The following is a 22,604-nucleotide window of genomic DNA, read 5'->3' on the forward strand; positions in this document are numbered from 1 at the left end:
GACCACAACGATGCCGGACTCCCCTTCCACCGCCGGCCCGCCTCCTGGCGGGCCGGACGGTTCCGATCCGGCTGAACTGCGCATCGCCGCCGTCGCGGCGGCGGCGCGCTTTCACGGCATCGACCTCGATCGCACCCGGTTGAGGGAGGAGGGCGTGCCACCCTCACCCGCTGCTTTGGCGGCTTGGCTATCGGAGGCAGGGCTCTGGGCGCGGGCGGTCAAGCTCTCCTGGCGCCAACTCGCCCAGGCCGCACCCGACCGCCCGGTTGTCGTGCTCTTCACCGATGGAAGCACCGGCCTGGTCGTCGCGGCCGATACCAAGCGCGACCTCGCCTGGCTGCGGGATCCGGCTAATCCACGGGGCGAGCCGGTCCCGATGGACGCCCTGCGGCTTTCACAATGGTGGTCGGGCGAGGGGCTATTGGTTCGGAAGGGACGTGGCGTTGCGCAGGCCGAGGCACCGTTCGGCTTCGCCTCCGTGGCCCGCCTCGTTTTCGGCGAACGCGAAATCCTTCGCCACGTCGTGCTGGCATCCCTGGTCCTCAGCGTCCTGGCCATCGTTCCCGCGCTGCTGACCTCCATCGTGCTCGATCGGGTGCTGGTCTATCAGAGCTGGTCCACCCTGACCCTGGTGGGCGTCATGGTCGGCATCACTGTGCTATTCGAGGCGCTGCTGACCCATGCTCGAGGCGAAGCGCTACAGGTTCTGTCTACCCGGATCGACGCACAGCTCAATCTTGCTGTGTTCGAGCGACTCCTGATGTTGCCGCTCGATCATTTCGAGCGGCATCCCACGGGCGAGACCAACCACCGCATCGGCCAGATCTTCCGGATTCGCGCGTTTCTGACCGGAAAGTTGATGAGTACCGTCCTCGACGGCACCACGCTGCTGGTGTTGCTGCCGGTGGTGTTCTGGCTTCAACCCATCCTTGCCGCGATGGTGCTGGCAGCGTCCGGCGTCGTCGCCCTCGTGATCATAGCCTTCATGCCGGCGATGCGCCGCGCCTATGGCCGGGCGATCGCTGCCGAGGTGCGCAAGAGCGGGCTGCTAGTCGAGACGGTGCAGGGCATCCGGACGGTCAAGTCGCTGGTGCTCGAGCCGCAACGGCGGGAGGCATGGGACGCCGCCGTCGCCGAGGCTGGCCTCGCGCAGGTTGCGGCGGGCCGGCTCGGCCGCTGGCCGCGCACCCTGACCCTCCCGGCGGAGCGCTTCATCGATCGCGGGGTCCTGCTGGTTGCCGCCTACCTCGTTCTCGACGGAGTCTCCGGCGTACAGGTCGGTGCGCTCGTCGCCTTCGTCATGCTGAGCGGCCGACTCGCGGCGCCCCTCATCGGTTTCGCCCGGCTGCTCGAAGACGTGGAGGAGGTTCGCACATCCGTGCAGCAGGTCGCGCTGGTGCTGAACAACCCGACCGAGACCGCGGCGATGCAAGGCGGCATCTCACCGCGGATCGCCGGTGCCCTGCGCCTCGAAGGCGTAAGCTTCACCTATCCCGGAGCCCGTGGACCGGCCCTCGACGGCGTTTCATTCGGAATCCCGGCCGGAACGATGCTCGGTATCGTCGGCCGCTCCGGCTCCGGCAAGAGTACCATTACGCGGCTTCTCCAGGGGATCAGCCGAGACTATTCCGGAACGGTGCGGGTCGATGGGACCGACCTGCGTGAGATCAACTTGGCGCATCTGCGCCGCTCGTTCGGCATCGTGCTGCAGGACAACGTACTGTTCCGCGGGACGGTCGCCGACAATATCCTGGCCGGACGTCCCAATCTCACCCTTGAAGACGCCATGGAGGCGGCCCGTCTCGCGGGAGCGGACGAGTTCATCGAGCGCCTGCCGCAGGGCTACGGCACGTGGATCGAGGAGGGCTCGTCCAATCTGTCCGGGGGCCAGCGTCAGCGTCTCGCCATCGCGCGAGCCTTGGTCGCCGACCCGCCGGTGCTGATCCTCGACGAAGCCACGAGTGCCCTCGATCCCGAGAGCGAGGCGGTGGTGAACGCCAACCTGCAGCGGATCGCCCGCGGTCGCACGATGGTGATCGTGTCGCACCGCCTGTCCTCGCTCCTGGATTGCGACCTCATCGCGGTTCTCGACCAAGGACGCCTCGTCGATATCGCGCCGCACGACGCGCTGGTCGAGCGATGCGCGATCTACCAGCAGCTCTGGCGTCAGCAAAACCGTTACCTCGACCGTGAACCCAAGGGGCGGCCGGTCCAGGCGCCGGCCGATACCCACGAACTTGTCGCGGCGGAGATCTGAGATGTACGGGTTCCATCGCCAGCCGGACGACGGCGCTGCCGCTCTCCTCGACTTCGCCGGCCCCAGCCGCGCCCTGGTCACGCTGCCAATGCAGCCGCTGGCGCGCAGCACCACTCTAGTCATCAGTACGCTGATGCTGAGCAGTCTCGCGGCGCTCGCGTTCATCCCGATCGACAAGGTGGTCACCGGACGCGGCATCGTGGCGGCCCCCAACGGTACCCTCGTGGTGCAGCCGCTGGATACCAGTATCGTGCGCGCCATCCACGTCGAACCCGGGCAACTGGTTCGCAAGGGCGACATGCTCGCCCAACTCGATCCCACCTTCACCGGCTCGGACCAATCGAGCCGGCAGGAGCAGGTCGCGAGCCTGACGGCCCAGATCGAGCGACTCCAGGCGGAGATCGCCGGTCGGCCCTACGCCCCTTCGACGCAGGATCCCGTGCACGTGCAACAGGCTGCCCTCTTCGAAGAACGGATGGCCGAACACCGCGCGACCCTCGCGCGCTTCGACGCCGAGACCGGCGCGCTTCAGGCGCAATTGCAGCGGGCGCAAACCGACGTCGCGATCGGCACCAAGCGTCTCGGCATCGCCACCGATCTGGCGAGCCGCCGGGCCGAGTTGCAGCGGCTGCAGGTCGGCAGCCTGATGAACACGCTGGCGGCCAACGACACACAGGCGCAGATGCAACAATCCCTCGAGGAGGCACAGAGTGCCGTCACGGCGGGACTGAGCGCTCTGGACGCCAAAGCCAGCGAACGCGAGGCTTATGCCCGCGGCCGGATCGCCCACAACGAGGCGGACCTGACGTTGCTACAAAGCCGGCTCTCAGGCGCCCAGGCGGCTCTGGCCAAGGCGGACCTGCGCCAAGGACTGGTCTCCTTGAGGGCACAGGCCGATGCGATCGTGCTGAGTGTCGCCCGTGTTTCCGTCGGGTCGGTGCTGCAATCCGGCGCGGAACTGATCACCCTCGTGCCGAACGACGCTCATCTCGAGGTGGAAGCGGCGGTGTCGGGTCGTGATGTCGGCTGGGTCCGGCCCGGCCAGGCCGTGACGGTGAAGTTCGATACTTTGCCGTTCTCGCGCTACGGAACGGCGCAGGGAACCGTCCAGGCGATCAGCCCTGCAAGCTTCACCGAGCGCTCGGACCCGGCCGCGGCATCCCTGCCGCGGCAGGATAGCACCGAGCCATACTACCGGATCAGGATTTCCCTCGACCGGACAGCCCTGCACGACGTGCCGGAGGGGTTCCGGGTCGTATCGGGCATGCCGGTGGCAGCGGATGTCTCTGTGGGCCGACGCACGGTGCTGGACTATCTGCTGATGCGTGTGCTCACTCCGCTTCAGGATGGCATGCGTGAACCGTGACCCAGATGGCCCCTTCAGGTGGGTGATGGCGTGGCCATGCGCGGCCTCGCGGCGGCATGGCCTCTCACGGCTCGCTCGACAGGATGTACGCGGGTTGCGCAGCCTTGCACGCGCGGCGCGAGCTGGCGACGTCGAGGCGTGTTTCCACCTCGGGCAAAGCTATTCCACCGGCAAGACGGTTCCCCAATGTGCAACGGAAGCTATCCGATGGCTGCGCCTTGCTGCGAGTGCGGGACATTCGGGTGCGCAATTCCACCTCGCTGCCTTGCTGGCACAAGGCAATCGCGCCAGTCCGCGCTCGCAAGGTCCGTTCGACAGCGGCTGCGCCCGAGACATCGTGGAAGCCGCCTCATGGGCACAGCGCGCTGCCGAAGGTGGCATCGCGGATGCGCAAGTCCTGTACGCCTGGATTCTTCGGGATGGCCCGGCGGAATTGCGTGACCCGGAAGCTTCGGCTGTCTGGTATCGCCGCGCGGCCGAGAGCGGATCCCCGGAGGGGTGGCTCGGCACCGGGATTGCGCTACTGCGGGCAGCCCCTGGTCCCGCGGATGAGGCGACCGGCGCCGCAGCGGTGACTCGAGCAGCGGATGCTCGTTTGCCGGCCGCGTTGCATCTCCTGGGCATGCTGACAGAGGCGGGGATCGGTGTGCCCGTAGACAAATCGGCGGCTCATCGCCTGTTCCAGGCCGCCGCTGCAGGCGGCTCGCCAGCGGCCCAAGCCAAGTGGGGAGATATCCTGTTGCATGGCCGTGATGGAGGCCGGCGAAACGTCGGAGAGGGGCTGCGCTGGTTGCGCCGTGCTGCCCATTCGGGAGATGCGGAGGCCGCGGCCTTACTGGGCGACCTATGCTTCCGTGGCGAGGCTGTTCCGGTTGATGTAGTCGCAGCCAAAGCTTGGTATCGTCGGGCTGCGGCACTCGGGCACGAAGCTGCTCGGCGGATCTTGCATGAAATGCCAGATAACGCCTCTCCTTAAGGTCATCAGATCGCTTGAAATGTCATCGATCCGTTCGTGCCGGAAGCAAGAAACTGCGGCACGAGCCAAGATTGCGCGATGATTATTTGTAGAGGTGATGGGCGTCCATCGGTCGAAAACAGTCGTTTTCTCCGCTGGTACTGACACAGGCAGTCGACCTTGGTCATGACGTTGCAGGAGAAAAGCCGATTTTTCGCTATAACATTCCTATCGGCTCCGATCTTTCGTAATGGTTGTGCTCCAGGTGAGGACAGGTTCAGGCTTATACTGCGCAGGCAGGTAGCTGTCCGCTAGGCTTCCCTGAACGCCGCAGAACGGAGGCGAGGATGCCACGCTACCGTTACGACGCTCGTCGAGCCTGAGGAGATATCCGGATCGGTGAATCCGAAGCGTCCACCCTTCAGCATCATCGTCATCGCCTGTCTCGGCCTTGTCCCACGCTACATCAAGGACTTCACCGTCCATCCGTCCAACGCCGATGAATTCGCATGTGAAGATACCCTGGATTGGCTCGTCTGCACGCACCAGGACTGTAAAAGTCGTTTTATCCCGTGGTATGATTTGAAAACTGCCGGTCCCGCTGATCCACGCACCCGCAAATCCCTCTCGCGGAGGGCCGATTGCGTCGAGCCAGTGCTGCCACGTCTCGAGGTAGCGTTGCAGACGGCCGCCCCCTGTCGCGTGGGCATTGTCGCTATCCTCGACAAAGAACCTTTGCTTGTCTTGAAGATCACTGGTCAGGGCTCGGTCACCCTGAAGTCGCCCTTTAGCCTGTTCGTAGGCGGCTGTAACCTCGGAATCGAGGCGCTTTATGATGGGATCTTTGCAAACTGCCGGATCTGGAATGGCAGATCTATCGCCACATGGAGACGAGGCAACTAGAGAGCTTTCCTGTGCGATGGAGGCCACGGGCAACAAGGCGAGTAGCCCGATGCTTCGGCACAGCATTCTACCGAACCTGTTTCGATTTTGGCTGCGTCGTTCACAAGATTGGCTCATTGGATCAATCCAAGGATGGAAAAGTATTAGAAGGGAGGTTCCTGTCGCCGAGAAAAACCTTCTAATTTTCCCTCTGGACAAAACTATAAGCACTCAACGTAAGCACAGCACATATAAGACCCACCACAGCACTGGCATAGAAACTATGCGGGATATTCAGCAGGCTCATGGCGAGATATGCCAGCAGATTGGAAAATCCCATAAATAACCCGATAAACCACTTTCTGTTTGCGGGACTGGTTCCATTTTTAGGCATGGCATGGTCCAAAAGTGTGCTAAGCGATCTCTAGTGGAGAGGGTAACGGCTTAAAATCTCGTTAGTGCGCTGAACTGTCTTGTCATATCGACAAGCATAGACCGCTGGAAGAACTCCGTGGCCGTTGCTCCACTCGCTGAAGATAAGGTCGCCGCAATCCGCATCCCGGAACGCCATCCAAGCTCGTTGAGCTGCCGCGAGTTGTGCTGTCCATGCAGTCTTTGCCTTGGCAACCTCCCCGGGGTCATCTTGAACGCGGTCATCCTGCTCGATCACCGATTGAGCCTTCTTGTACGCGAGATTGAGTTTTTTATCCGCTTCGTTGAGGGCGTTCATTATGCAAACCCCTGTCGCGGTAGTGGTGGGCTCGCTCGTACATAATTTGGCCGAAGGCTGATCTGCCAGCGCCAAGCCCGCAGAGCATGTAATTATACCTAAAATTCCGCCTATAACCGCGACTAAGCGAAAGCGATATACATGGCTTGCCGCATCAATGATGATTTCAGGGCGATTGTTCACTTTGATTGTTCCGCGCCAACCATGTCGTAGATGCGCCTTATACAATCATCTTTACGAGCGTGCATCTGTCCGCGCAGGCGTATCTCCCGCTATGGTATATCGGGGGTATAGCTATTGCCAATTCGTGGTCCTGCCGTTTCCAAGCGCGAAATGGTGGTAAAAATCTGACAGATGTCGCCCTCCCGAAGCGTCCGAGATGGGTGGCTTTCTTCAGGTCTGCCTCCGGGCGGAGGCCGCCAAAGCGGATCTATTGGTCAGGCCACCGTCACGCCTGCACTACGATGCGGTGACCGTCGGGGTTCGGCCCTGTACGAAAGGTATCTCCTCCACAGCAAGGAAAATCGGGAGAAGGACGGTGGTGAACGCCATCGGCGGCGGCCTTGAAGCGGTGGTCGGCGGGGACGAAGACGTGGTGGCTTCGACGTTGGGCATCGGAGTTGATCGGCAGAATGGTCAGCGGTCCGAGCCCGGTGGGGTCGAAAGCGTCGAGATGGGTGGACGAAGGGGTGTGGTCGCTGGCGGGGCAGCGGGATGAGGGCGTTGTCGGCCATGATAAAATCCTGCCATGCGGCCGCGCTGGTGCGGTCAGGTCAGGATTCCCGTTGCCCGTCGGATCATGAACGAGAATGGGTAGCGGCAGTGGCGGTGGCGGCGTGCCGGACAAAGGCTCGGTAGTAGCGGGATGCCGGATCGGTGTGGGCGGAGTGGGCAGGGGGACGTGCCGACGTGGTGGCTGCGTGGGCAGCGCGTAGGTCGTATGTGGCGTAGGGGCTGGCCGTACAGGAGTGCCTGCGGCCGTACGTAGTGCCGTAGGTGGTTGGGTGCATGCCGGCGCCTACCGGACGGCTACATGCCGTACTCACTATCCCATCCGGTACTCCAATGCCCTTATACTTTTATAGCGCGTTCAAGTATCCGAAAACACGCGGGTGTGCCCGGTCCCTCTGTAGCGTTGCGCCGGTGTGTCGTCCGCCTCGCTGGTGCGACGGGTGTTGCGACGCCGATTAGGCTTGCTGCTTTAGGATGGTGCGGGTGACGAAACGGTTCATCGTGTGTTCCGCGAGATCACGCAGTGCATAAGCCATCTCGTCGAGCCAGAACGGCTCGAATCGATACCGGATGCATAAGACCAGTTCGGTCTGTTCCTGCCCTGATCGTGAACGGATCAGGGTCCAGTCGAACGAGAGAGCCAATCCGGTCCCATCCTCACCCTGATCGGCGCCGGTCATTCCATCTGTGACGGCCGTGAATCGTTGCTGCGATATGCTCGTCGTCCAGAGGGGGCATCGTTCCTCGATTGCACCGTCGTCGCGGCGAAGCGTGAGGGCTCCTCGTTCACCCCGTACGAGAGCGAAGTCGATACCGACGAGGGGGAGCCGGAAGGAATCCGGGCGTACTGCAAAGAGATTCGGGCACTGCAGTACCGGCCCGATCGCATCGGTTGCGACGCACAGCGAAAGGGCAAATAGTTGGGCGAGTCAGAGGATCCGACTCGAGAAGTTCAGTGTAAGGGGTAAGTCGATGTGTCGACGTATGTATTATGACTGAATCGAGGCGTTGCCGAACGTGCTCGGCAACGTTTCTATGATTCTGAATCTGCTTAATGGAAAGTACTATGCTCTGCAGAAAGCGCACTCACCTCTTTCGGGTTTTTGCCGCCAGAGCAACGCTGCCCGCCAGTATATACGATTGATGGATTTGCGGAATACCAACGCCAAGAAAGACAATATCGGCGATGATGCCGATATTGTGCCTGTCTTGCCGCCGAGGGATGCTACGGCACGAGCAATCCTTTTCGCCGAAGCGGCGATTTATTCATAGCTAAGTTAGACATCTGCCATCCTATTATAGCTGATTTTCTACGGAAAAATCTTTGCAATCCGCAGCTGGAGGAATGTCGACTGCTTCGTTCCATTCTCGACAATAAAGTCCTGGCCAATCATCGCTTGGACTTGGAGGGTGGGTTCGGGAAAATAGGCGACCGCGAGACGGCCATATTGGGTCGCTTGTGAATTTCGCAGCGACGTCTGCTCGAAGGATTGGTTGCCGCCGATCTTACCGCCGAGGCCACCGCCGATTTCCAAAGCAGGATTGATCTTGTACCGCAGATAGGCCTGCAGCTCGAATTGAGGATCCTGTGAGAGCCGACCGATGCCGCCGAGGTTATAGCGTGTGTTGTCCGAGTAAAAGGCGACATCGCCGATCAGATCGAGCGACCAAACCGGATTGAAGTGCTTGACGTAGGCCGCCTGAATGACGCCCTGCCAGCGATTGGTTCCAAAATTCAGCGCCTTGTTCTCGTCATACGTCCCTGTCGGGGCGATGAGATAAGGTGTGATGGCGAAGACATCGTTGAATTCGGTATTGAGTTTGAACTTGAAGGCGGTGGCCATGATGATGTCGCCCACGCCGCCCGGCGATCCAAGGGGTGACAGGACACCGCCGGTCGAGATCGCCCCAACCGGGAGGAGGAATTGCGGGTCGACCGTCACGCCCGGGGCGATCTCATAGACATGCAGCAGGCGGATGATGCCAACATTCGTCTCGAGCTTCGCATCCGATGTCGTTTTGGCACCCCGCGCGTAGGCTTCGTCTCCACGGCCATGCTGATAATACAGCAATCCGATTGTCGCCCCGGAGGGGAACTGTTCGTAATCGCCGGGATTCACTTCAAGCGCCTCGGCACTAAAGCTCATGCATGTGGATAGGGCAGCCGAAATCAGGCTCAGACCAAATCTTGATTTCATGAGAGACCCCTCGACCCCAGATCAAATGTCGGGGTTTTTCTTCAGGGTCAGCATCCGGATTTTCCGCCTGCGGTCTTTATCCGCAACCATCTTTCGTTGTTCGATTCCTGCTGAAGCCGGCGGCGCGAGCGCGAACGGGCGTTCGCAACGATTTGATCGTCTCGATCCATCCGAAGGAATGGCCGGCCGACGGGAACTCGTCCGGGCTCCGTGTCATGTCCATGGACGCGACTCGGCCCGGCTCTGCACGCCGCCGGGTTGCGCCTGCGGAACAGCAGGCGTCGAGCGCCGAATGACACCGATACCGCTCCCGAACCAGCGCTCTCGACCCTTGCATCGTGTCATGGAGAAGAGCGCGCTCAATCGACCCTCCGATCTGCGGTCTTCTTGCGGACCCCATCCATGTCCGGAGGTTGGAGACGTCTCTTCGGAGCAAACCGCAGCGTCTATTTCTGAGCGGAGGAACGCATCTGGGCCGGGGTCACGCCCATCGCCTTACGAAAGGCGCGCGTGAAATTCGCCTGCGACGAGAAGCCGATCGCCGCTGCGATCTCGGAGATCGGTGTCTCCTCGGTCACGAGCCGATGCTTGGCGCGTTCGAGCCTGCGTCCACTCACATACTCGTAGGGCGTACGCCCCGTCGCCGCACGGAAACTGCGGGTGAAATGCGCCACGCTCATGCAGGCGGCCGACGCCAGATCGGCGACCGCGAAATCCTCAAACAGGTGCGCCGTGATGTAATTCTCGACCCGTTCCAGGCGTCGTCGATCAAGGGGCTTGTCGCCGCTCTCCGGGATGCGGATGGTCGCGGCCGAATAGCGATGGACCAGATGGGCCGCCAGCGCGACTCCCAGTGTTTCGATAAGAAGACGTCCGGCTGCGGTCTCGTGCTCCATTTCATCGATGACGCGACAGGCAACATATTCGATGAAAGGATCCTGCTGGATCACATCGTAGCGCAATTCACACCGGGCGGGGTCTATGTCGAGATCCCGCAGCATCGTCTGCTCGAATGGGTGAGCCGGCATGAACATATGCAGGCAATCGACCATCGGATCGGCGATATTGATATAGTTTTCTTCGATTCCGGCCGGGCAGAGCCAAATCGTGCCCCGATGGCCATGAGTCTTTTGACGCCGTCCGTCCCCGACGCGTTCGACGAAGGTGCGACCGCCCAACTGGACGGCAATTTCGGTATCGCGTGGGGTGAGGGACGGGAGCTCGCCGGGCATATGGCTCCAGCGTTCGGCGTGCAGAGTCGACCAGCGCAAATCGTTGGAGGTGTCGAGCAACCGGCCTGTCACGTACTTGTCGACCGAATGGCCCAGCATGGCTCCCTCTCTCGCGTCAGCACTTGGAATCGCTCCAACCGGTGCACAAACCGCGCCATTGAGCCTGAGGTTTAGAAAGACCGTCCGTTCCGCCGGGCTGAGGACCGCAGTCGAGGAATACGAAGGCGCAGGTCCCGATAATGCCCACGGCCTCGATTATTGGCACGCTCTCCTCCTGTTCGAGAATTACTCAACCGGAGAGTGGATATGGCTCGCGAAGTCGTCATCGGCGCATGCCCGCACGATTGCCCCGATACCTGCTCGATCCTCACGACGGTGGAGGACGGCAAGGCGATCGCTGTCCGGGGCAACCCGGATCATCCCTTCACCAAAGGGCGCCTCTGCGTGAAGGTCAACGATTACCAGAACCGGGTTTATAGCGACCAGCGCGTGCTCTACCCGATGAAGCGCGTCGGTCCGAAGGGAAGCGGCCAGTTCGCGCGCATCACTTGGGACGAGGCTCTGGACGAGATCGCGGGCCGTTGGAAGGCCATCATCGCCGAGAGCGGAGCCAAGGCGATCCTTCCCTACAGCTATCTGGGCACCCAGGGCATCATCAACGGCCTCAACGTCGGCGATCCCCTCTTCAACAAGCTCGGCGCCACCGTCTGTGAGCGCACCTTCTGCGATTCGGGCGCCTGTACCGCCTACATGATGACGATCGGGCATACGCCGGGCGTGGACCCCGAGAGTTTCGTCCATTCCAAATACATCATCCTGTGGGCCTGCAACACGCTCAGCACCAACTCGCACCATTGGCCGTTCATCGAGCAGGCCAAGCGGAACGGTGCCAAGCTCGTCGTCATCGATCCCGTCCGCACCCGTACGGCGCGGCTGGCCGACTGGCACATCCCGATTCAGCCCGGCACCGACGGCGCCCTGGCGATGGCGATGATGCACATCATCATCAAGGAAGGGCTCACGGACCGCGATTACATCGACAAGCACACTCTGGGGTTCGACGAACTCGCCGTGCGGTGCGAGGCCTACACGCCGGAATTCGCCTCGGCCGAGACTGGTATCCCGGTCGAGGACATCCTGAAGCTCACCCGTGAATACGCCACGACACCGGCAGCGGTGGTGCGGATCGGCGTGGCGGTCGAGCGCCATGCGGGCGGCGGCCAGACCGTCCGGGCGATCGCCTGCCTTCCGGCGCTGATCGGCGCCTGGAAGCATGTCGGCGGTGGCCTGCTCCAATTGCCGATCTGGGCCTTCCCCGTGAATTGGGCGGGCTTGATGCGACCGGATCTCCAGCCGGAATCGATGCGGGTCATCAATTCCTGGCGCCTCGGCCCGGCTCTCACCGGCGAGATGTCCCTCGACCCGCCGATCCGGTCCTTAATGGTCTACAACGCCAATCCGATGGCGATGGTCTCGCAGCAGCAGGCGATCGAGCAGGGCCTTGCGCGCGAGGATCTGTTCACGGTCGTGAGCGAGCATTTCCTCACCGACACCGCGCGCTACGCCGATATCGTGCTGCCGGCGACGACCCAGCTCGAGCAGGAGGACATCATGTTCTCCTGGGGGCACCTGTATCTGTCCTACAACAACCAGGCCATCGCCCCACTCGGCGAAGCTGTGCCCAACACCGAACTGTTCCGTCGACTCGCCAAGGCGCTCGGGATCGACGATCCGTTCTTCTTCCGGTCGGACGAGGAGATGATCGAAGCCTCGATGGATTGGTCGAGCCCGGTCCTCGCCGGGATCACTCTCGATGAGTTGAAACAGAAGGGCTACATGCGTCTGACGATGGACGCGGCCGATTCCTGGGCCCCACACCGGGACGGCAATTTTCCGACGGCCTCCGGCAAGTGCGAGTTCAAGTCGAGCCTGGCCGAAGGCGGAAACTTCGTAGTGCCATTGTTCCGCCAGGGCTATGGCGGCGATCAGGCGGGTGAGCCGGTCGATCCGCTGCCGCACTATGTGCCCCCGAACGAGAACCCGCGCACCGCGCCGGCGCTGGCCGAGCGCTTCCCCCTCAGCCTGATCTCGCCGAAAAGCCACGCGTTCATGAATTCGAACTACGGCAACCTTCCGGCTCAGGTGGCGCAGGCGGGCGAGCAGCAGGCGGTGCTCCTGCACCCGGAGGATGCCGCGCCCCGTGGCATCGGCGCAGGAACGCCGATCCGCGTGTTCAACGAACGGGGCGCCTTCGAGGCCTTCGCCACCCTGTCGGCCGATGTGATGCGCGGGGTGGTCGTTGCCCCGGCGGGCTTCTGGCAGCGCTCCAACCAGCGCGGGCCGACCGTCCACGCCCTGACGCCCCCGGCCTTCGCCGATCTCGGCCGCGCCCCGACCTTCTCGGACATGCTCGTAGACGTGGCCGCCGCCTGACGGCCCTCTCAGCCTCCCGTCAATGCCAGAGTGAGTAAGACGTCCATGGCTTATGTCGTCACCGATGCGTGTCGAGGGTGTCGTTACACCGAATGCGTCACCGTCTGCCCCGTCGAATGCTTCCATCTCGATGAGCAGATGACCTACATCGACCCTGAGAACTGCATCGATTGCGGCGGTTGCGCGCCGATCTGCCCGGTCGGCGCGATTCACCCGTCCTGGCAGATGCCGGCGGGCAAGTCCGAATGGGTCGAGATCAATCGCCTGCGGGCAGCCGAGACCCCGGTGATCGCCGCCAAGATTCCGCCGTTGCCCGGCGCCGACGAGCAGGCAAGGCGGCTGGCCTCATGAGTGCGCTCGCTCGCATCGCAATGGTCGGAAGCGGTCCTGCCGGCTTCTACGCGACCGAGGCGCTCCTGCGCTCCGGCGTGCCGGTGGCAGTGGACATGTTCGAGCGCCTGCCCGCTCCGTTCGGGCTGGTCAGGTTCGGCGTCGCGCCGGACCACCCGAAGTTGAAGCAGGTGACCACAGTGTTCGACCGGATCGCCGGTCTCCCCGGCTTCCGCTTCATCGGCGGGGTCGAGGTTGGGGCCGATGTCGGCGTGGCCGAACTGAGTGCCTGCTATCATGCCGTCATTCTGGCGAACGGCGCCTCCCTGGACCGGCGGATGGATATTCCCGGCGAAGATCTGGCCGGCAGCCATCAGGCGGGCGCTTTCATCGGCTGGTACAACGGTCATCCCGACGCGGCCCACTTGAGCTTCGACCTCTCGGCGGAGCGGGCGGTGGTGATCGGACACGGTAACGTGGCGCTCGACGTGGCCCGCATCCTCCTCAAGACCACCGACGAGTTGCGCCATACCGATATCGCGGCCCATGCGCTGGACGCCTTGGCGGAGAGCCGGATCCGGGAGGTTCAGATCGTTGGGCGCGGCGGAGTCGAGCGCGCGCGTTTTTCCCCCAAGGAACTTGGTGAGTTCGGCGATCTGCGCGATTGCGAAACGGGGCTCGACCCCGATGACCTGCCCGAGGGCATACCGGAGCCGTCGATCAACGCCGGCATGGAGGCACGCGCCATCGCTCCGATCCTGCGCGGTTTCGCCGACGCACGGGGCGGTACGGGCAAGCGGCGGCGTTGTCTGATCCGCTTCGGGCTGGAGCCCGTCCGCCTGTCAGGCGAGGGCCACGTGCAAAGCCTGCATCTGCGCCGAACCGGCTCGGACAGGACGATCGACCTCGATTGCGGCCTCGTCATCTCCAGCATCGGTCGCCGGACCGCGCCGGTGCAGGGCGTCCCGTACGATGCGCGGGCGGGCATTCACGTCAATCTCGGCGGGCGGATTCAGGCGGAGGGCGTACCGGTGCCCGGCCTCTATACCTGCGGCTGGAGCAAGCGCGGCCCCCACGGCACGATCGGGACGAATCGCGCCTGTGGCGTGGAGACGGCCACGGCCTTGCTCGCCGACCTCGCGTCTCTCCCGGCTCCGATCGGGAACGCCGACGCGCTGTTCGCCAGCCTCGCAAAGCGGACCGGGCACATCCTCGATTATGCCGCCTGGCGCCGGATCGAAGCCGCCGAAGCCGCCCGTGGTCGAGCGGTCGGAAAACCCCGCGAGAAGTTCGTGACGCGCGCAGAGCTGCTCGCGGTCGCGGGCGTGGCGGCTTGAGATGGCAGCACAGAATGCGGCCTCCACCTGCGGGCTCGTCGACCGCTTCGGACGACGCGTGACCTATCTGCGTCTCTCGGTCACCGACCGATGCGACCTGCGCTGCGTCTACTGCATGTCGGAAGACATGACCTTTCGCTCTCGACGGGACATCCTCAGCCTGGACGAATTGGCTCGGCTGGCGCGTCTGTTCATCGCCCGCGGCATCGACAAGCTGCGCATCACCGGGGGGGAGCCGCTGGTGCGGCCCGGCATCCTCGGCCTGTTCGAGGAACTCTCCCAGCCGCTCCGGGACGGCTCGCTGCGCGAACTGACCCTCACGACGAACGGAACGCAGCTCGCCCGCTTCGCCGAAGATCTGGCCCGGACGGGGGTGCGCCGGATCAACGTCTCGCTCGACACCCTCGACCCGGAGCGCTTCCGGATGCTGACCCGTGGCGGTTCCCTCGCCAAGGTGCTGGAGGGGATCGCCGCGGCCCGCGCGGCGGGGCTCGCGGTCAAGCTCAACGCGGTCGCATTGAAGGACGGGACGGAGGGCGAGATCCACGATCTCATCGCCTTTGCCCACGATCGGAACATGACGCTGAGCCTCATCGAGACCATGCCGCTCGGCGATGTCGGTGTCGATCGCCTCGATCAGTACCTACCCCTAGACGCCTTGCGCCGGCGGATCGAGGAGCGCTGGTCGCTCATCGACGTCCCGATGCGAAGCGGCGGCCCGGCCCGGTATGCGCGTGTCGCGGAGACGGGTGGCCTGATCGGGTTCATCACCCCGCACACGCACAACTTCTGCGCGGATTGCAACAGGGTGCGGATCACGGCGTCGGGCACGTTGCACACATGCCTGGGCCAGGACGACGCGACGGACCTGCGGACACTCCTGCGAACCGGCGGGACGGACGACGATCTCGTGAGAATCATCGACGTGGCCCTCGGCCGGAAGCCCAAAGGCCACGATTTCGTTTTGAGCGGTGGCGCAGCCACCCAGCTTGCGAGAAAGATGTCCGAAACCGGGGGATGAACCTAATCGTGGCCATGTCGTTGATGAGCAAATTGTGAAGACTTTAGTTTTGAACTCTATCTCGCCAATTCAGGATCTGCGGATTATACGGAAGACTAATCTTGAGAAAGATCGAAGCAAGTCGGTGGAAAACCACCCTCGGCGGACATGCGGTGAACCAGGCATACGGCCATGATCAACGGCTACGGTGTTGTTCGGTCATGTGAGTTGCTGCGTACGATCACATTGGCATCGACGAGACCGAACGCCCGCCGCAATTGGTGGATGATCATGGGCCGATGTAGGCGACGGTCTGCATATAGAACGAAGCGGTGCGGCATCGTCTCGTAGACGATGCGGCCGCGGGGGAAGTGTTCGTACTCGTGGGATGCGATCATTGCCGGCAATCCCCGTTTGCGGAGGCCCGCGGGACGCAGTCGGCGCCAGCCTTCCCAAACATCGTAGTGCGCGCCGGGATAGGTCAGGCAGTCGCCATAGGGCTCCGCCTCCGACAGCGGGAGCGCGGCATAAACCAGTTCCCAAGGGCCATCGCGCTCACGTAGGCCCCAGAAGATGCCGACGCTCGGTGGCGGGGAAGTCGTAGCCAACGGTGTCGGCCCATCTGTCGACTGGTCGAGGGTGTTCGTCATGCGTCGCCGCACCCTTCAGAGAATGAACTTCCAGTCGATCCGTCGTACTCGCGCGGCCGTGTCTCTGAAATGCGTGTCGGCAGTGAAAAAGGCGGCCCTGCGAATCCATCGGTGACACATGCCCTGAGCAGTCGCCCGTTATTCAAACGCATCCGCCCGGCCGGATATCAGCACCTCTGGGCAAAAAGCAGCGCCACTTAAAACGCTGCAATGCCCCCCGGGGCTTGGCCCCGCGCGCGCGAGGCGAAGTCCACCGAGATCTAGCTTTCGCCGACACAAACCATACGAAATGTTGGGTAAATTGGCGGCTGAAGCAGACCGTCGAGAAAAATTCTATAACGTTCGCAATGATTTGGCTTGGCAACATGGCGGAAGGGGTGGGATTCGAACCCACGGTGGAGTTGCCCCCACGGCGGTTTTCAAGACCGCTGCCTTAAACCACTCGGCCACCCTTCCAAGCCGTTGCGCAGGCTAGATAATTTGCCTTTGCCGACGCTTGATTCTACGTCCGTCGCTGCCGGATTTATACCCAATCATCCGGCCGCCTTGTCTATGGCGGCGCGCATGGCAGCGTCAACCTTCGCGGCGGCATCCTCCTGCATTCCGGGCATCACGCGGGAGTACAGATCGAGGGTGATGCCGATGCTGGAATGGCCGAGGCGCTCCTGCGCGATCTTGGGGAGGATGCCGCTCGTCGACATCTGCGTCGCGTGGCTGTGCTGCAGGTCGTGGAAGCGGATGCGAGGGCAGGGCGGTCGGCAGGGCCTCGGGGCTGCCGCTCCGGTGGGCCTCGTACCGGCGGTAGAAGGTGGCACGCGAGATACCGGGTTTCTCCAGGGTGGCCCGTACCGGCAGGTGAGACGGCTCGACCAGCCGGATGATCGCCAGCTTCCCGGGGACCGGATACCTCGTGCCTCGTTTCCCCCAGCCCCGCCCATGCCCTTTTCGAGCAGGCATTTCCGCCGTTCGACCTCCGGTCATGGCCGGGGACCCCGAAGCGCTCTCCGGCAGGTTCCCGCCCCTCAGATACTTGGGTGCAGGCCGCGGACTGTGCTGACGCTCTCCAGTACCGCGGCGGCGTGCAGGATCGTGGTCTCTGCCTGCCAGCGCCCCACCACCTGCACGTTGATGGGCAGACCCTCCCGGCTGGTCCCGAAGCGCATCGACAGCCCGGGCAAGCCCGTCACGTTCAGGGGCACCGTCGCGCCCTGCAGGTAGGTCAGGTCGACCGTCTCGCCGTTGACGACGAGTTCGGTGATGCCGTGTTCGTGCGCCGGCACCGGCAGCACCGGGGTGAGAAGGACGTCGTAATCTCGGAAGTAGGTCGCATAGCCGTCCCGGAGACGCTCCGCCGCCTGCTCGGCCTCGATGTAGTCCTCCATCGAGGTGTCGGGCAGCGACAGCATGGTCTTGGCCATCGTGTACATCTGGTCCTCGTGCCCGGCAGTCGCCTCCCGGAAGGCCGGCTTCATCTCCATGACGTGGAGCTTGTTGAACACGTCGAGGGCGAAGTCGCGCTCCAGTGCCGGGATGTGGACCTCCTCGACGAGGTGCCCCTCGCCCTCGAGCGCCTCGGCCGCCGCCTTGACGGTCGCCACCACCTCCGTGTCGATGGGACCGAAGCCCGGCCCGACCATCCAGCCGACGCGAAGCTTGCGGTCCGGCGCGGCGCCGATACCGGCGTCGAACGGGACGGCGCCGGTCGCGAAGGCGTCCAGTCCATCGGGGCCGGCCAGTTGCGAGAAGGCGAGCGCGAGGTCGCGGATGCTGCGCGCCATCGGGCCGACATGCCAAAAGCGGCGGGGCGCCCGTGGCCAGATGCCGGTCATCGGCACGCGCCCATGGGTCCCCTTCAGCGAGACGATGCCGGTCTGCGCCGCCGGTCCGCGTACCGAGATGGCGAGGTCGGTGCCGAGGCCCAGCGGCGACATGCCCGCCGCGATGGCCGCCGACTCGCCGCCGCTCGATCCGCCCGGTGTACGGGTGAGATCCCAAGGATTGTTCGAGCGGCCGGAGAGCAGGTTGTCGCTCTCGATCCAGTAGGAGAACTCCGGCAGGTTGGTCTTGGCGAGCAGGATGCCGCCGGCCTTCTTCATGCGGGCGACGCTGGTCGCGTCGGTATCGGGGGTGCGGCCCTTGAAGATGGGTGAGCCGCGCTGGGTCATCACGCCGGCGGTGTCGATGGAATCCTTGACGGTGAACGGCACGCCGTGCAGGGGGCCGAGCTCCCTGCCCGCCATGACCGCTGCCTCGGCCTCCTTCGCGGCGGACAGCGCATTCTCCGCGACGGTGACGATCGCGTTGACCTTGGAATCGACCGCCGCGATGCGGTCGAGATGGGCCTGCACCACCTCGACAGGCGAGACCTGCCGGGTGCGGATCAGCTCGGCGAGACGGGTCGCGTCCGAGAAGAGGATGTCGGTGGCCATGGGATGAGATCCTTCGAGACCGCCGGTGCGGCCGGATCGCGCTGGCTCGGCCAAGCGACGATCATGGTTCGAGCGGGTGGTCGGGTGCGGGCGCCACCTTGGGCGCCCACATCCTCAGCGGTTCGCGAGGTGGGCGACGAGGCGCTCGGCGGCGGGGCCGGAGGAGGCCGGGTTCTGGCCGGTGACGAGCAGGCCGTCCGTGACGACGAAGGGTCCCCAATCGGCTCCCTTGGCGTAGAGACCTCCGTTCCGCTTGAGCTCGTCCTCGACCAGGAATGGAACCACCTGGGTGAGACCGACGGCCTCCTCCTCGGTGTTCGTGAAGCCGGTGACGTTCCGGCCTTCGACGAGGGGCTTCCCGCCTTCCGCCTTGGCATGGCGCAGGACGCCGGGGGCGTGACAGACCAGGGCTACGGGCTTGCCCGCGCCGAGCGTCGTCTCAATCAGCCTGATCGAGGCCGGGTCCTCCGCGAGGTCCCAGAGGGGCCCGTGACCGCCGGGATAGAAGACGGCGTCGAAGCCCTCGTGGCCGACGGCGTCGAGCCTGCCCGTCTCGGCGAGCACCGCCATGGCCGCCGCGTCGGCTTCGAAGCGGCGCGTCGTGTCGGTCTGAAAGCTCGGCTCGGCGCTCTTCGGATCGAGCGGTGGGCGGCCGCCCTCGGGCGACACCAGGACCACCTCCGCACCCGCATCCTTGAACACGTAGTACGGGGCCGCGAGCTCCTCTAGCCAGAAGCCGGTCTTCCGGCCGGTATCGCCGAGGCGGTCGTGCGAGGTCAGCACCATGAGGATCTTCATCGTTGTTCTCCGGATCTTTCGCTTGGGGTGAGCAGGACGTCTTGGGTTATCGGGCCTTTCGCCGGGTCCGCACGGTGGCGGCTCGGGGAAGGTGGACCGGCGCTATCGCGCCTTTGCGGTGCGTCCCGTGGCCGGATCTCGCACCGGCGCCGCTTGGGAGGGGCGGAGTTCCGGGTTCGCGCCACGGACCTCCTCGAACCGGGCCATGCGGACGGCGCCGATTGTCTCCAGGGTGATCCGTTCCTGCGCAGTTGCTTCCGGCATGGTCAGGAACGCCATCAGCCCGGCAAAGGGGAGGGTCGCGGCGACAGATGTCTTCGTGTGGTGGGGCATGGGTTTTCTCCGTCTGGGTTCTGTTCGCCGGCCGGCCCGAGGAAGGTGATCGTCTGCCGGTAAAAATAGACCGGTCGTCTCGTTTTTGGGCCTGGTAGAAGGTGGTTCTCGGCAACGTCGGAATGAGGGGGGTCAATGCGAACTGAGGCCGAGGATGCGCCGGGTCGTCCCCATGGCAGCCTCGAACGGTGCGTCGGTCCGGACGATCTTGGCCATCAGGCTCGCACCCAGCCAGACGTGGTAGAGCATCTCGGCGATCGTCCGCGGCTCGCCCTCGATTGTGAGCGAGCCCTCCGCCACGCCCGCTGCGATCGCTCCCGACAGGCGTTCGATGATCCCGGCGGTCCCGCTCTTGAGGGCAAGGCGCATGGCCTCGGACAGGTCCGAGACCTCCGCCGCGAGCTTCACCGCGAGGCACTTGCGCTGGTCGTCGATGCTTCCCTGCGTTGCCTGCCATTTCCGCCAGTAGTTCATCAGTCGCTCGGCATGGCTCAAGCCGGGCTCAGCGAGGGTTGTGTCGAGATCGGCGAGGTAGCTTTCGAAGTAATCCGCCAGAAGAGCCTCGCCGAAGGCCTCCTTCGAGCCGAAATAGTGGTAGAACGACCCCTTGGGCACGCCGGCCGTGGCCAGGATCTCATTGAGACCGACCCCTGAGAAACCCTTCGCGCCCACGAGGCCGTAGGCGGTATCGAGGATGCCCTGTCGTGTGTCGGTATGTGGGGTGACGCGTGCCATGACCCTTAACTAGTCCGAATTAGACCGGTCGTCTAGAGGGTGCGCTCCATTTTTTGCTGGAAGCACTTTTATGTGCCGCCGGGCCAACGAACCGATCCTGCCGCGGTTCTCATGGGCCGGACCGGCCTGCGCGGCACCAAGGCCGAGAACCTCGACCGCGAAGAGGCCGGGCAATCGCCGCAGCCAGGCTCAGGCCGAGACCGGCGTGCGGAGCGGCGAGTAGGTCGCGCGGTAGCTGCGCGGGCCGATCACGGGAAGCAGGAGGTTTCCGGCCCGGCATCCGCGCGGTGCGGGACAGGCGATCGGTCATGGCCTGGACATGGGCCACGCGGGGCCGGCGCAGCGCTTCGTAGGGTGGACCGACCGTGCCCCAGTCCGTTCTCTCCGCCAGCAGAGCGCTCAGCGTGAGCGCGTCGCCCAGGCCGAGTTGGCCGACAGCCTGGACCGCGTTGGCCGGCAGGTTGATGCCGCCGCCGGCGATGAGCACCCTGCCTGTTGCGCGATCGTTCACCGTGTTTCGCCTTCCAGCCTGCCTCGATGGTATCGGGACCGGGCCTGCGTCGGGCGCGCGACCATGCTGGAGAAGACGCCATCCCGGCGGATCAAACCGTGCATCAGGGCCGCCCCCAGATGAGCGAGGACGAGACCGAACAGGGTGTAGGCCAGGAGTGTGTGAAGCGGACGGAGCCACACATAGAGGCTTGGATCGCGCGGCAGGATCGGCGGCAGGACGAGGGAGCCGGCGAGCCCGATCGGATAGCCGGCCGCCGACAGCATCGCCCAGCCGACCAGCGGCAGCGCGAGCATCAATCCATAGAGCAAGACGTGCGAGACATGGGCCGCCCGCCGCTGCCAGCCCGGAAGGTCCGACGGCAGGTCGGGCGGGGGATGGCGCCAGCGGTTGAGCAGGCGCAGCAGCGCGAGGACCAGGATGCCGATCCCGAGTGGGCGGTGCAGCGCGACCAGGGTGTGGTAATGCGCCAGCGAGGTCACCATCGCCACGCCGATGAACAGCATGGCGAGGATCAGGGCCGCCATGGTCCAGTGCAGCAGCCGGGCCGGCAGGTTGAAGCGCGCGGTGCGGCTCACAATCCGGCTCCCGATGCTGGCGTGTTCTGGACGGCGCTCGGCGTTTTTGGTTCGCCGGCGCGGCGCGTGAAGGATTGCGAATAGGCCGCCGAACGGGCGCTGAGCAGTGGATCGTCCGATCCCACGATGCCTGCGGGCAGGACGAGAGGATCGAAATTGACGTTGCGGCAATTGCCGTCCGCTTCCGGCTGCGTGTCCGCGACGATTACGGTCCCGACGTCCAGGCTCTGCCTCTCGACCGGCCAGGGAAGCGTCGCATCCGCCGTGGGGTCGCCGGGCTGCCCCAGGGTGACGACGAGATGCCACCGCACGGGCGCCCGGCGGACGGCGGACACGAAGTCGTCGAACAGAACGTTCTTGTCCGCGCGAGCCCTCTGGGCCGGGTTCTCCGCCGTCGCGGCCTGTTCCGGTACGAACGCCCAGCGCACCGGCGTCCGGGTCCCGTCCGCGGCGATGAACCGGAAGGCGCTCAGGCTCCGGAAGGTGTCGTCGGCAAAGCCTGAGGTGATGGTTCGCGCCTTGATCAGGGAAGCCGCTTTCGCGCTCTCGGGATGCGCGGCGAAGAACGCCTTGAGCGCCTCCGGATCGGGCTTGCCCGTGGCCGGATCGGGCTTGGCGGCGAGAAGCTGCGCGTAGAACCCCTCCGGGCTGCGGACCGGGAAGACCGGGATGTCGTTGTTGCCGGTGCGCCATTCCTCACCGTCGGGAAGGTGGAAACGCAGCGCGAGGCTGCGCACCGTCGTGGCCGCGTCCGCCGCATAGGGCTGGCCGCCCGCCAGCGCGATGCGGCCGGTGACGGGCGTGACCTGTCCCGCAGTGAAGAGCGACGCCGTCGACAAACGCGCGCCCCGGCCGCTGCTCTCGAAGCGCCCGGCGAGGCAGAGCCCTTTGGCGTGGTTGCGCCGAAAGCCCGGATGGGGGCCATTCACCTGCTCGAAGCGGTCGACGATCCGCGCCTGGGTCAGGTCCCCCGGAGAGAGCCAGCCGCCCGCATAGGCGAAGGCCCCCGTCGTGCCGGCGACGAGCGCCCCGATGGCGGCGAGGCGGAGACAAGCGGCACGCCGGCTCAAGGCCGGATCGGCCCCGGTGAGGTCGTTCAGGAGGGACATGTCGGGCCT

At 64.4% G+C, this 22,604-nt stretch carries 22 protein-coding genes, 1 tRNA gene and 1 pseudogene; 9 read left to right on the forward strand and 15 right to left on the reverse strand.

The features are described from left to right. The first annotated feature begins 10 nt into the window (after positions 1 to 10). The 4 genes from RQI43_RS05670 (at position 11) to RQI43_RS05685 (ending at position 5,481) form a co-directional block, all read left to right on the forward strand. Entirely contained in the window at positions 11 to 2,257 is a 2,247-nt protein-coding gene (locus RQI43_RS05670) for a peptidase domain-containing ABC transporter (protein WP_311274515.1), read from the forward strand. A 1-nt stretch (position 2,258) separates the two neighbouring features. Then, complete coding sequence (locus RQI43_RS05675) at positions 2,259 to 3,623, forward strand: HlyD family type I secretion periplasmic adaptor subunit (protein ID WP_311274516.1); 1,365 nt, start codon at positions 2,259 to 2,261, stop codon at positions 3,621 to 3,623. A gap of 94 nt (positions 3,624 to 3,717) precedes the next feature. Further along, positions 3,718 to 4,599: a tetratricopeptide repeat protein gene (locus tag RQI43_RS05680; protein ID WP_311274517.1), complete on the forward strand. Its 882-nt coding sequence runs from the start codon at positions 3,718 to 3,720 to the stop codon at positions 4,597 to 4,599. A gap of 378 nt (positions 4,600 to 4,977) precedes the next feature. Continuing rightward, positions 4,978 to 5,481, forward strand: coding sequence for a hypothetical protein (locus RQI43_RS05685; RefSeq protein WP_311274518.1), 504 nt, complete (start codon positions 4,978 to 4,980; stop codon positions 5,479 to 5,481). A 403-nt stretch (positions 5,482 to 5,884) separates the two neighbouring features. Here RQI43_RS05685 and RQI43_RS05690 read toward each other — a convergent pair whose 3' ends face one another. Both RQI43_RS05690 and RQI43_RS05695 read right to left on the reverse strand, forming a co-directional pair. Then, positions 5,885 to 6,373: a lysozyme inhibitor LprI family protein gene (locus RQI43_RS05690; protein ID WP_311274519.1), complete on the reverse strand. Its 489-nt coding sequence runs from the start codon at positions 6,371 to 6,373 to the stop codon at positions 5,885 to 5,887. 1,004 nt (positions 6,374 to 7,377) lie between these two features. After that, positions 7,378 to 7,602: a hypothetical protein gene (locus RQI43_RS05695; RefSeq protein ID WP_311274520.1), complete on the reverse strand. Its 225-nt coding sequence runs from the start codon at positions 7,600 to 7,602 to the stop codon at positions 7,378 to 7,380. Between the two features lie 337 nt (positions 7,603 to 7,939). Between RQI43_RS05695 and RQI43_RS05700 the strand changes: the two genes are divergently transcribed. Further along, positions 7,940 to 8,194 (forward strand): hypothetical protein, encoded by a 255-nt coding sequence (locus tag RQI43_RS05700; RefSeq protein ID WP_311274521.1) that lies wholly within the window; start codon positions 7,940 to 7,942, stop codon positions 8,192 to 8,194. A gap of 38 nt (positions 8,195 to 8,232) precedes the next feature. Here RQI43_RS05700 and RQI43_RS05705 read toward each other — a convergent pair whose 3' ends face one another. After that, complete coding sequence (locus tag RQI43_RS05705; RefSeq protein ID WP_311274522.1) at positions 8,233 to 9,120, reverse strand: transporter; 888 nt, start codon at positions 9,118 to 9,120, stop codon at positions 8,233 to 8,235. Between the two features lie 446 nt (positions 9,121 to 9,566). Further along, the gene (locus RQI43_RS05710) at positions 9,567 to 10,451 is read right to left on the reverse strand and encodes a helix-turn-helix domain-containing protein (RefSeq protein ID WP_207411276.1); all 885 of its coding nucleotides are present in this window, start codon (positions 10,449 to 10,451) and stop codon (positions 9,567 to 9,569) included. A gap of 207 nt (positions 10,452 to 10,658) precedes the next feature. Between RQI43_RS05710 and RQI43_RS05715 the strand changes: the two genes are divergently transcribed. The 4 genes from RQI43_RS05715 to moaA are packed head-to-tail and all read left to right on the forward strand — an operon-like array spanning position 10,659 to position 15,473. Further along, on the forward strand, positions 10,659 to 12,785 hold the full coding sequence (locus RQI43_RS05715; RefSeq protein WP_311274523.1) for a molybdopterin-dependent oxidoreductase: 2,127 nt from the start codon (positions 10,659 to 10,661) through the stop codon (positions 12,783 to 12,785). A 45-nt stretch (positions 12,786 to 12,830) separates the two neighbouring features. After that, positions 12,831 to 13,136 carry a ferredoxin family protein gene (locus tag RQI43_RS05720; RefSeq protein ID WP_207411344.1) on the forward strand — a complete coding sequence of 102 codons (306 nt, stop codon included), beginning with the start codon at positions 12,831 to 12,833 and terminating at the stop codon, positions 13,134 to 13,136. Next, positions 13,133 to 14,452, forward strand: coding sequence for an FAD-dependent oxidoreductase (locus tag RQI43_RS05725; RefSeq protein WP_311274524.1), 1,320 nt, complete (start codon positions 13,133 to 13,135; stop codon positions 14,450 to 14,452). Before RQI43_RS05720 ends, RQI43_RS05725 begins: the two co-directional genes overlap by 4 nt. Before the next feature lies 1 nt (position 14,453). Continuing rightward, the gene (gene moaA, locus RQI43_RS05730; RefSeq protein ID WP_311274525.1) at positions 14,454 to 15,473 is read left to right on the forward strand and encodes a GTP 3',8-cyclase MoaA; all 1,020 of its coding nucleotides are present in this window, start codon (positions 14,454 to 14,456) and stop codon (positions 15,471 to 15,473) included. Positions 15,474 to 15,655: 182 nt separating this feature from the next. Here moaA and RQI43_RS05735 read toward each other — a convergent pair whose 3' ends face one another. From RQI43_RS05735 to RQI43_RS05785, 11 genes and pseudogenes are all read right to left on the reverse strand, one after another. Beyond that, positions 15,656 to 16,102, reverse strand: coding sequence for a hypothetical protein (locus RQI43_RS05735; RefSeq protein WP_311274526.1), 447 nt, complete (start codon positions 16,100 to 16,102; stop codon positions 15,656 to 15,658). A 366-nt stretch (positions 16,103 to 16,468) separates the two neighbouring features. Further along, positions 16,469 to 16,558: transfer RNA gene (locus RQI43_RS05740), tRNA-Ser, on the reverse strand. 77 nt (positions 16,559 to 16,635) lie between these two features. Beyond that, complete coding sequence (locus tag RQI43_RS05745; RefSeq protein ID WP_311274527.1) at positions 16,636 to 16,803, reverse strand: hypothetical protein; 168 nt, start codon at positions 16,801 to 16,803, stop codon at positions 16,636 to 16,638. A 34-nt stretch (positions 16,804 to 16,837) separates the two neighbouring features. Continuing rightward, a pseudogene (locus RQI43_RS05750) lies at positions 16,838 to 17,047 on the reverse strand (IS3 family transposase); the annotation flags it as partial. Positions 17,048 to 17,124: 77 nt separating this feature from the next. Next, entirely contained in the window at positions 17,125 to 18,531 is a 1,407-nt protein-coding gene (locus RQI43_RS05755; protein ID WP_311274528.1) for an amidase, read from the reverse strand. 114 nt (positions 18,532 to 18,645) lie between these two features. Next, complete coding sequence (locus RQI43_RS05760; RefSeq protein WP_056425876.1) at positions 18,646 to 19,329, reverse strand: type 1 glutamine amidotransferase domain-containing protein; 684 nt, start codon at positions 19,327 to 19,329, stop codon at positions 18,646 to 18,648. Between the two features lie 102 nt (positions 19,330 to 19,431). Continuing rightward, complete coding sequence (locus tag RQI43_RS05765; protein ID WP_311274529.1) at positions 19,432 to 19,662, reverse strand: hypothetical protein; 231 nt, start codon at positions 19,660 to 19,662, stop codon at positions 19,432 to 19,434. A 132-nt stretch (positions 19,663 to 19,794) separates the two neighbouring features. Then, positions 19,795 to 20,397: a TetR/AcrR family transcriptional regulator gene (locus tag RQI43_RS05770; RefSeq protein WP_311274530.1), complete on the reverse strand. Its 603-nt coding sequence runs from the start codon at positions 20,395 to 20,397 to the stop codon at positions 19,795 to 19,797. Positions 20,398 to 20,506: 109 nt separating this feature from the next. Next, positions 20,507 to 20,908, reverse strand: coding sequence for a hypothetical protein (locus RQI43_RS05775; protein ID WP_311274531.1), 402 nt, complete (start codon positions 20,906 to 20,908; stop codon positions 20,507 to 20,509). Then, complete coding sequence (locus RQI43_RS05780; protein ID WP_311274532.1) at positions 20,905 to 21,486, reverse strand: cytochrome b/b6 domain-containing protein; 582 nt, start codon at positions 21,484 to 21,486, stop codon at positions 20,905 to 20,907. Before RQI43_RS05780 ends, RQI43_RS05775 begins: the two co-directional genes overlap by 4 nt. Next, positions 21,483 to 22,595, reverse strand: coding sequence for a catalase family peroxidase (locus RQI43_RS05785; RefSeq protein WP_311274533.1), 1,113 nt, complete (start codon positions 22,593 to 22,595; stop codon positions 21,483 to 21,485). Before RQI43_RS05785 ends, RQI43_RS05780 begins: the two co-directional genes overlap by 4 nt. Positions 22,596 to 22,604: the final 9 nt, after the last annotated feature.

This window comes from Methylobacterium sp. WCS2018Hpa-22, from assembly GCF_031843785.1.
In the GTDB taxonomy this organism is placed as follows: domain Bacteria; phylum Pseudomonadota; class Alphaproteobacteria; order Rhizobiales; family Beijerinckiaceae; genus Methylobacterium.

Bases quoted from the DNA above. Each gene is read 5' to 3' on its own strand.
- RQI43_RS05670 (WP_311274515.1), top strand. From the start codon at position 11: ATGCCGGACTCCCCTTCCACCGCCGGCCCGCCTCCTGGCGGGCCGGAC.
- RQI43_RS05675 (WP_311274516.1), top strand. From the start codon at position 2,259: ATGTACGGGTTCCATCGCCAGCCGGACGACGGCGCTGCCGCTCTCCTC.
- RQI43_RS05695 (WP_311274520.1), bottom strand. From the start codon at position 7,602: ATGACCGGCGCCGATCAGGGTGAGGATGGGACCGGATTGGCTCTCTCG.
- RQI43_RS05705 (WP_311274522.1), bottom strand. From the start codon at position 9,120: ATGAAATCAAGATTTGGTCTGAGCCTGATTTCGGCTGCCCTATCCACA.
- RQI43_RS05710 (WP_207411276.1), bottom strand. From the start codon at position 10,451: ATGCTGGGCCATTCGGTCGACAAGTACGTGACAGGCCGGTTGCTCGAC.
- RQI43_RS05715 (WP_311274523.1), top strand. From the start codon at position 10,659: ATGGCTCGCGAAGTCGTCATCGGCGCATGCCCGCACGATTGCCCCGAT.
- RQI43_RS05720 (WP_207411344.1), top strand. From the start codon at position 12,831: ATGGCTTATGTCGTCACCGATGCGTGTCGAGGGTGTCGTTACACCGAA.
- RQI43_RS05725 (WP_311274524.1), top strand. From the start codon at position 13,133: ATGAGTGCGCTCGCTCGCATCGCAATGGTCGGAAGCGGTCCTGCCGGC.
- moaA (WP_311274525.1), top strand. From the start codon at position 14,454: ATGGCAGCACAGAATGCGGCCTCCACCTGCGGGCTCGTCGACCGCTTC.
- RQI43_RS05735 (WP_311274526.1), bottom strand. From the start codon at position 16,102: ATGACGAACACCCTCGACCAGTCGACAGATGGGCCGACACCGTTGGCT.
- RQI43_RS05745 (WP_311274527.1), bottom strand. From the start codon at position 16,803: ATGTCGACGAGCGGCATCCTCCCCAAGATCGCGCAGGAGCGCCTCGGC.
- RQI43_RS05755 (WP_311274528.1), bottom strand. From the start codon at position 18,531: ATGGCCACCGACATCCTCTTCTCGGACGCGACCCGTCTCGCCGAGCTG.
- RQI43_RS05760 (WP_056425876.1), bottom strand. From the start codon at position 19,329: ATGAAGATCCTCATGGTGCTGACCTCGCACGACCGCCTCGGCGATACC.
- RQI43_RS05765 (WP_311274529.1), bottom strand. From the start codon at position 19,662: ATGCCCCACCACACGAAGACATCTGTCGCCGCGACCCTCCCCTTTGCC.
- RQI43_RS05770 (WP_311274530.1), bottom strand. From the start codon at position 20,397: ATGGCACGCGTCACCCCACATACCGACACACGACAGGGCATCCTCGAT.
- RQI43_RS05785 (WP_311274533.1), bottom strand. From the start codon at position 22,595: ATGTCCCTCCTGAACGACCTCACCGGGGCCGATCCGGCCTTGAGCCGG.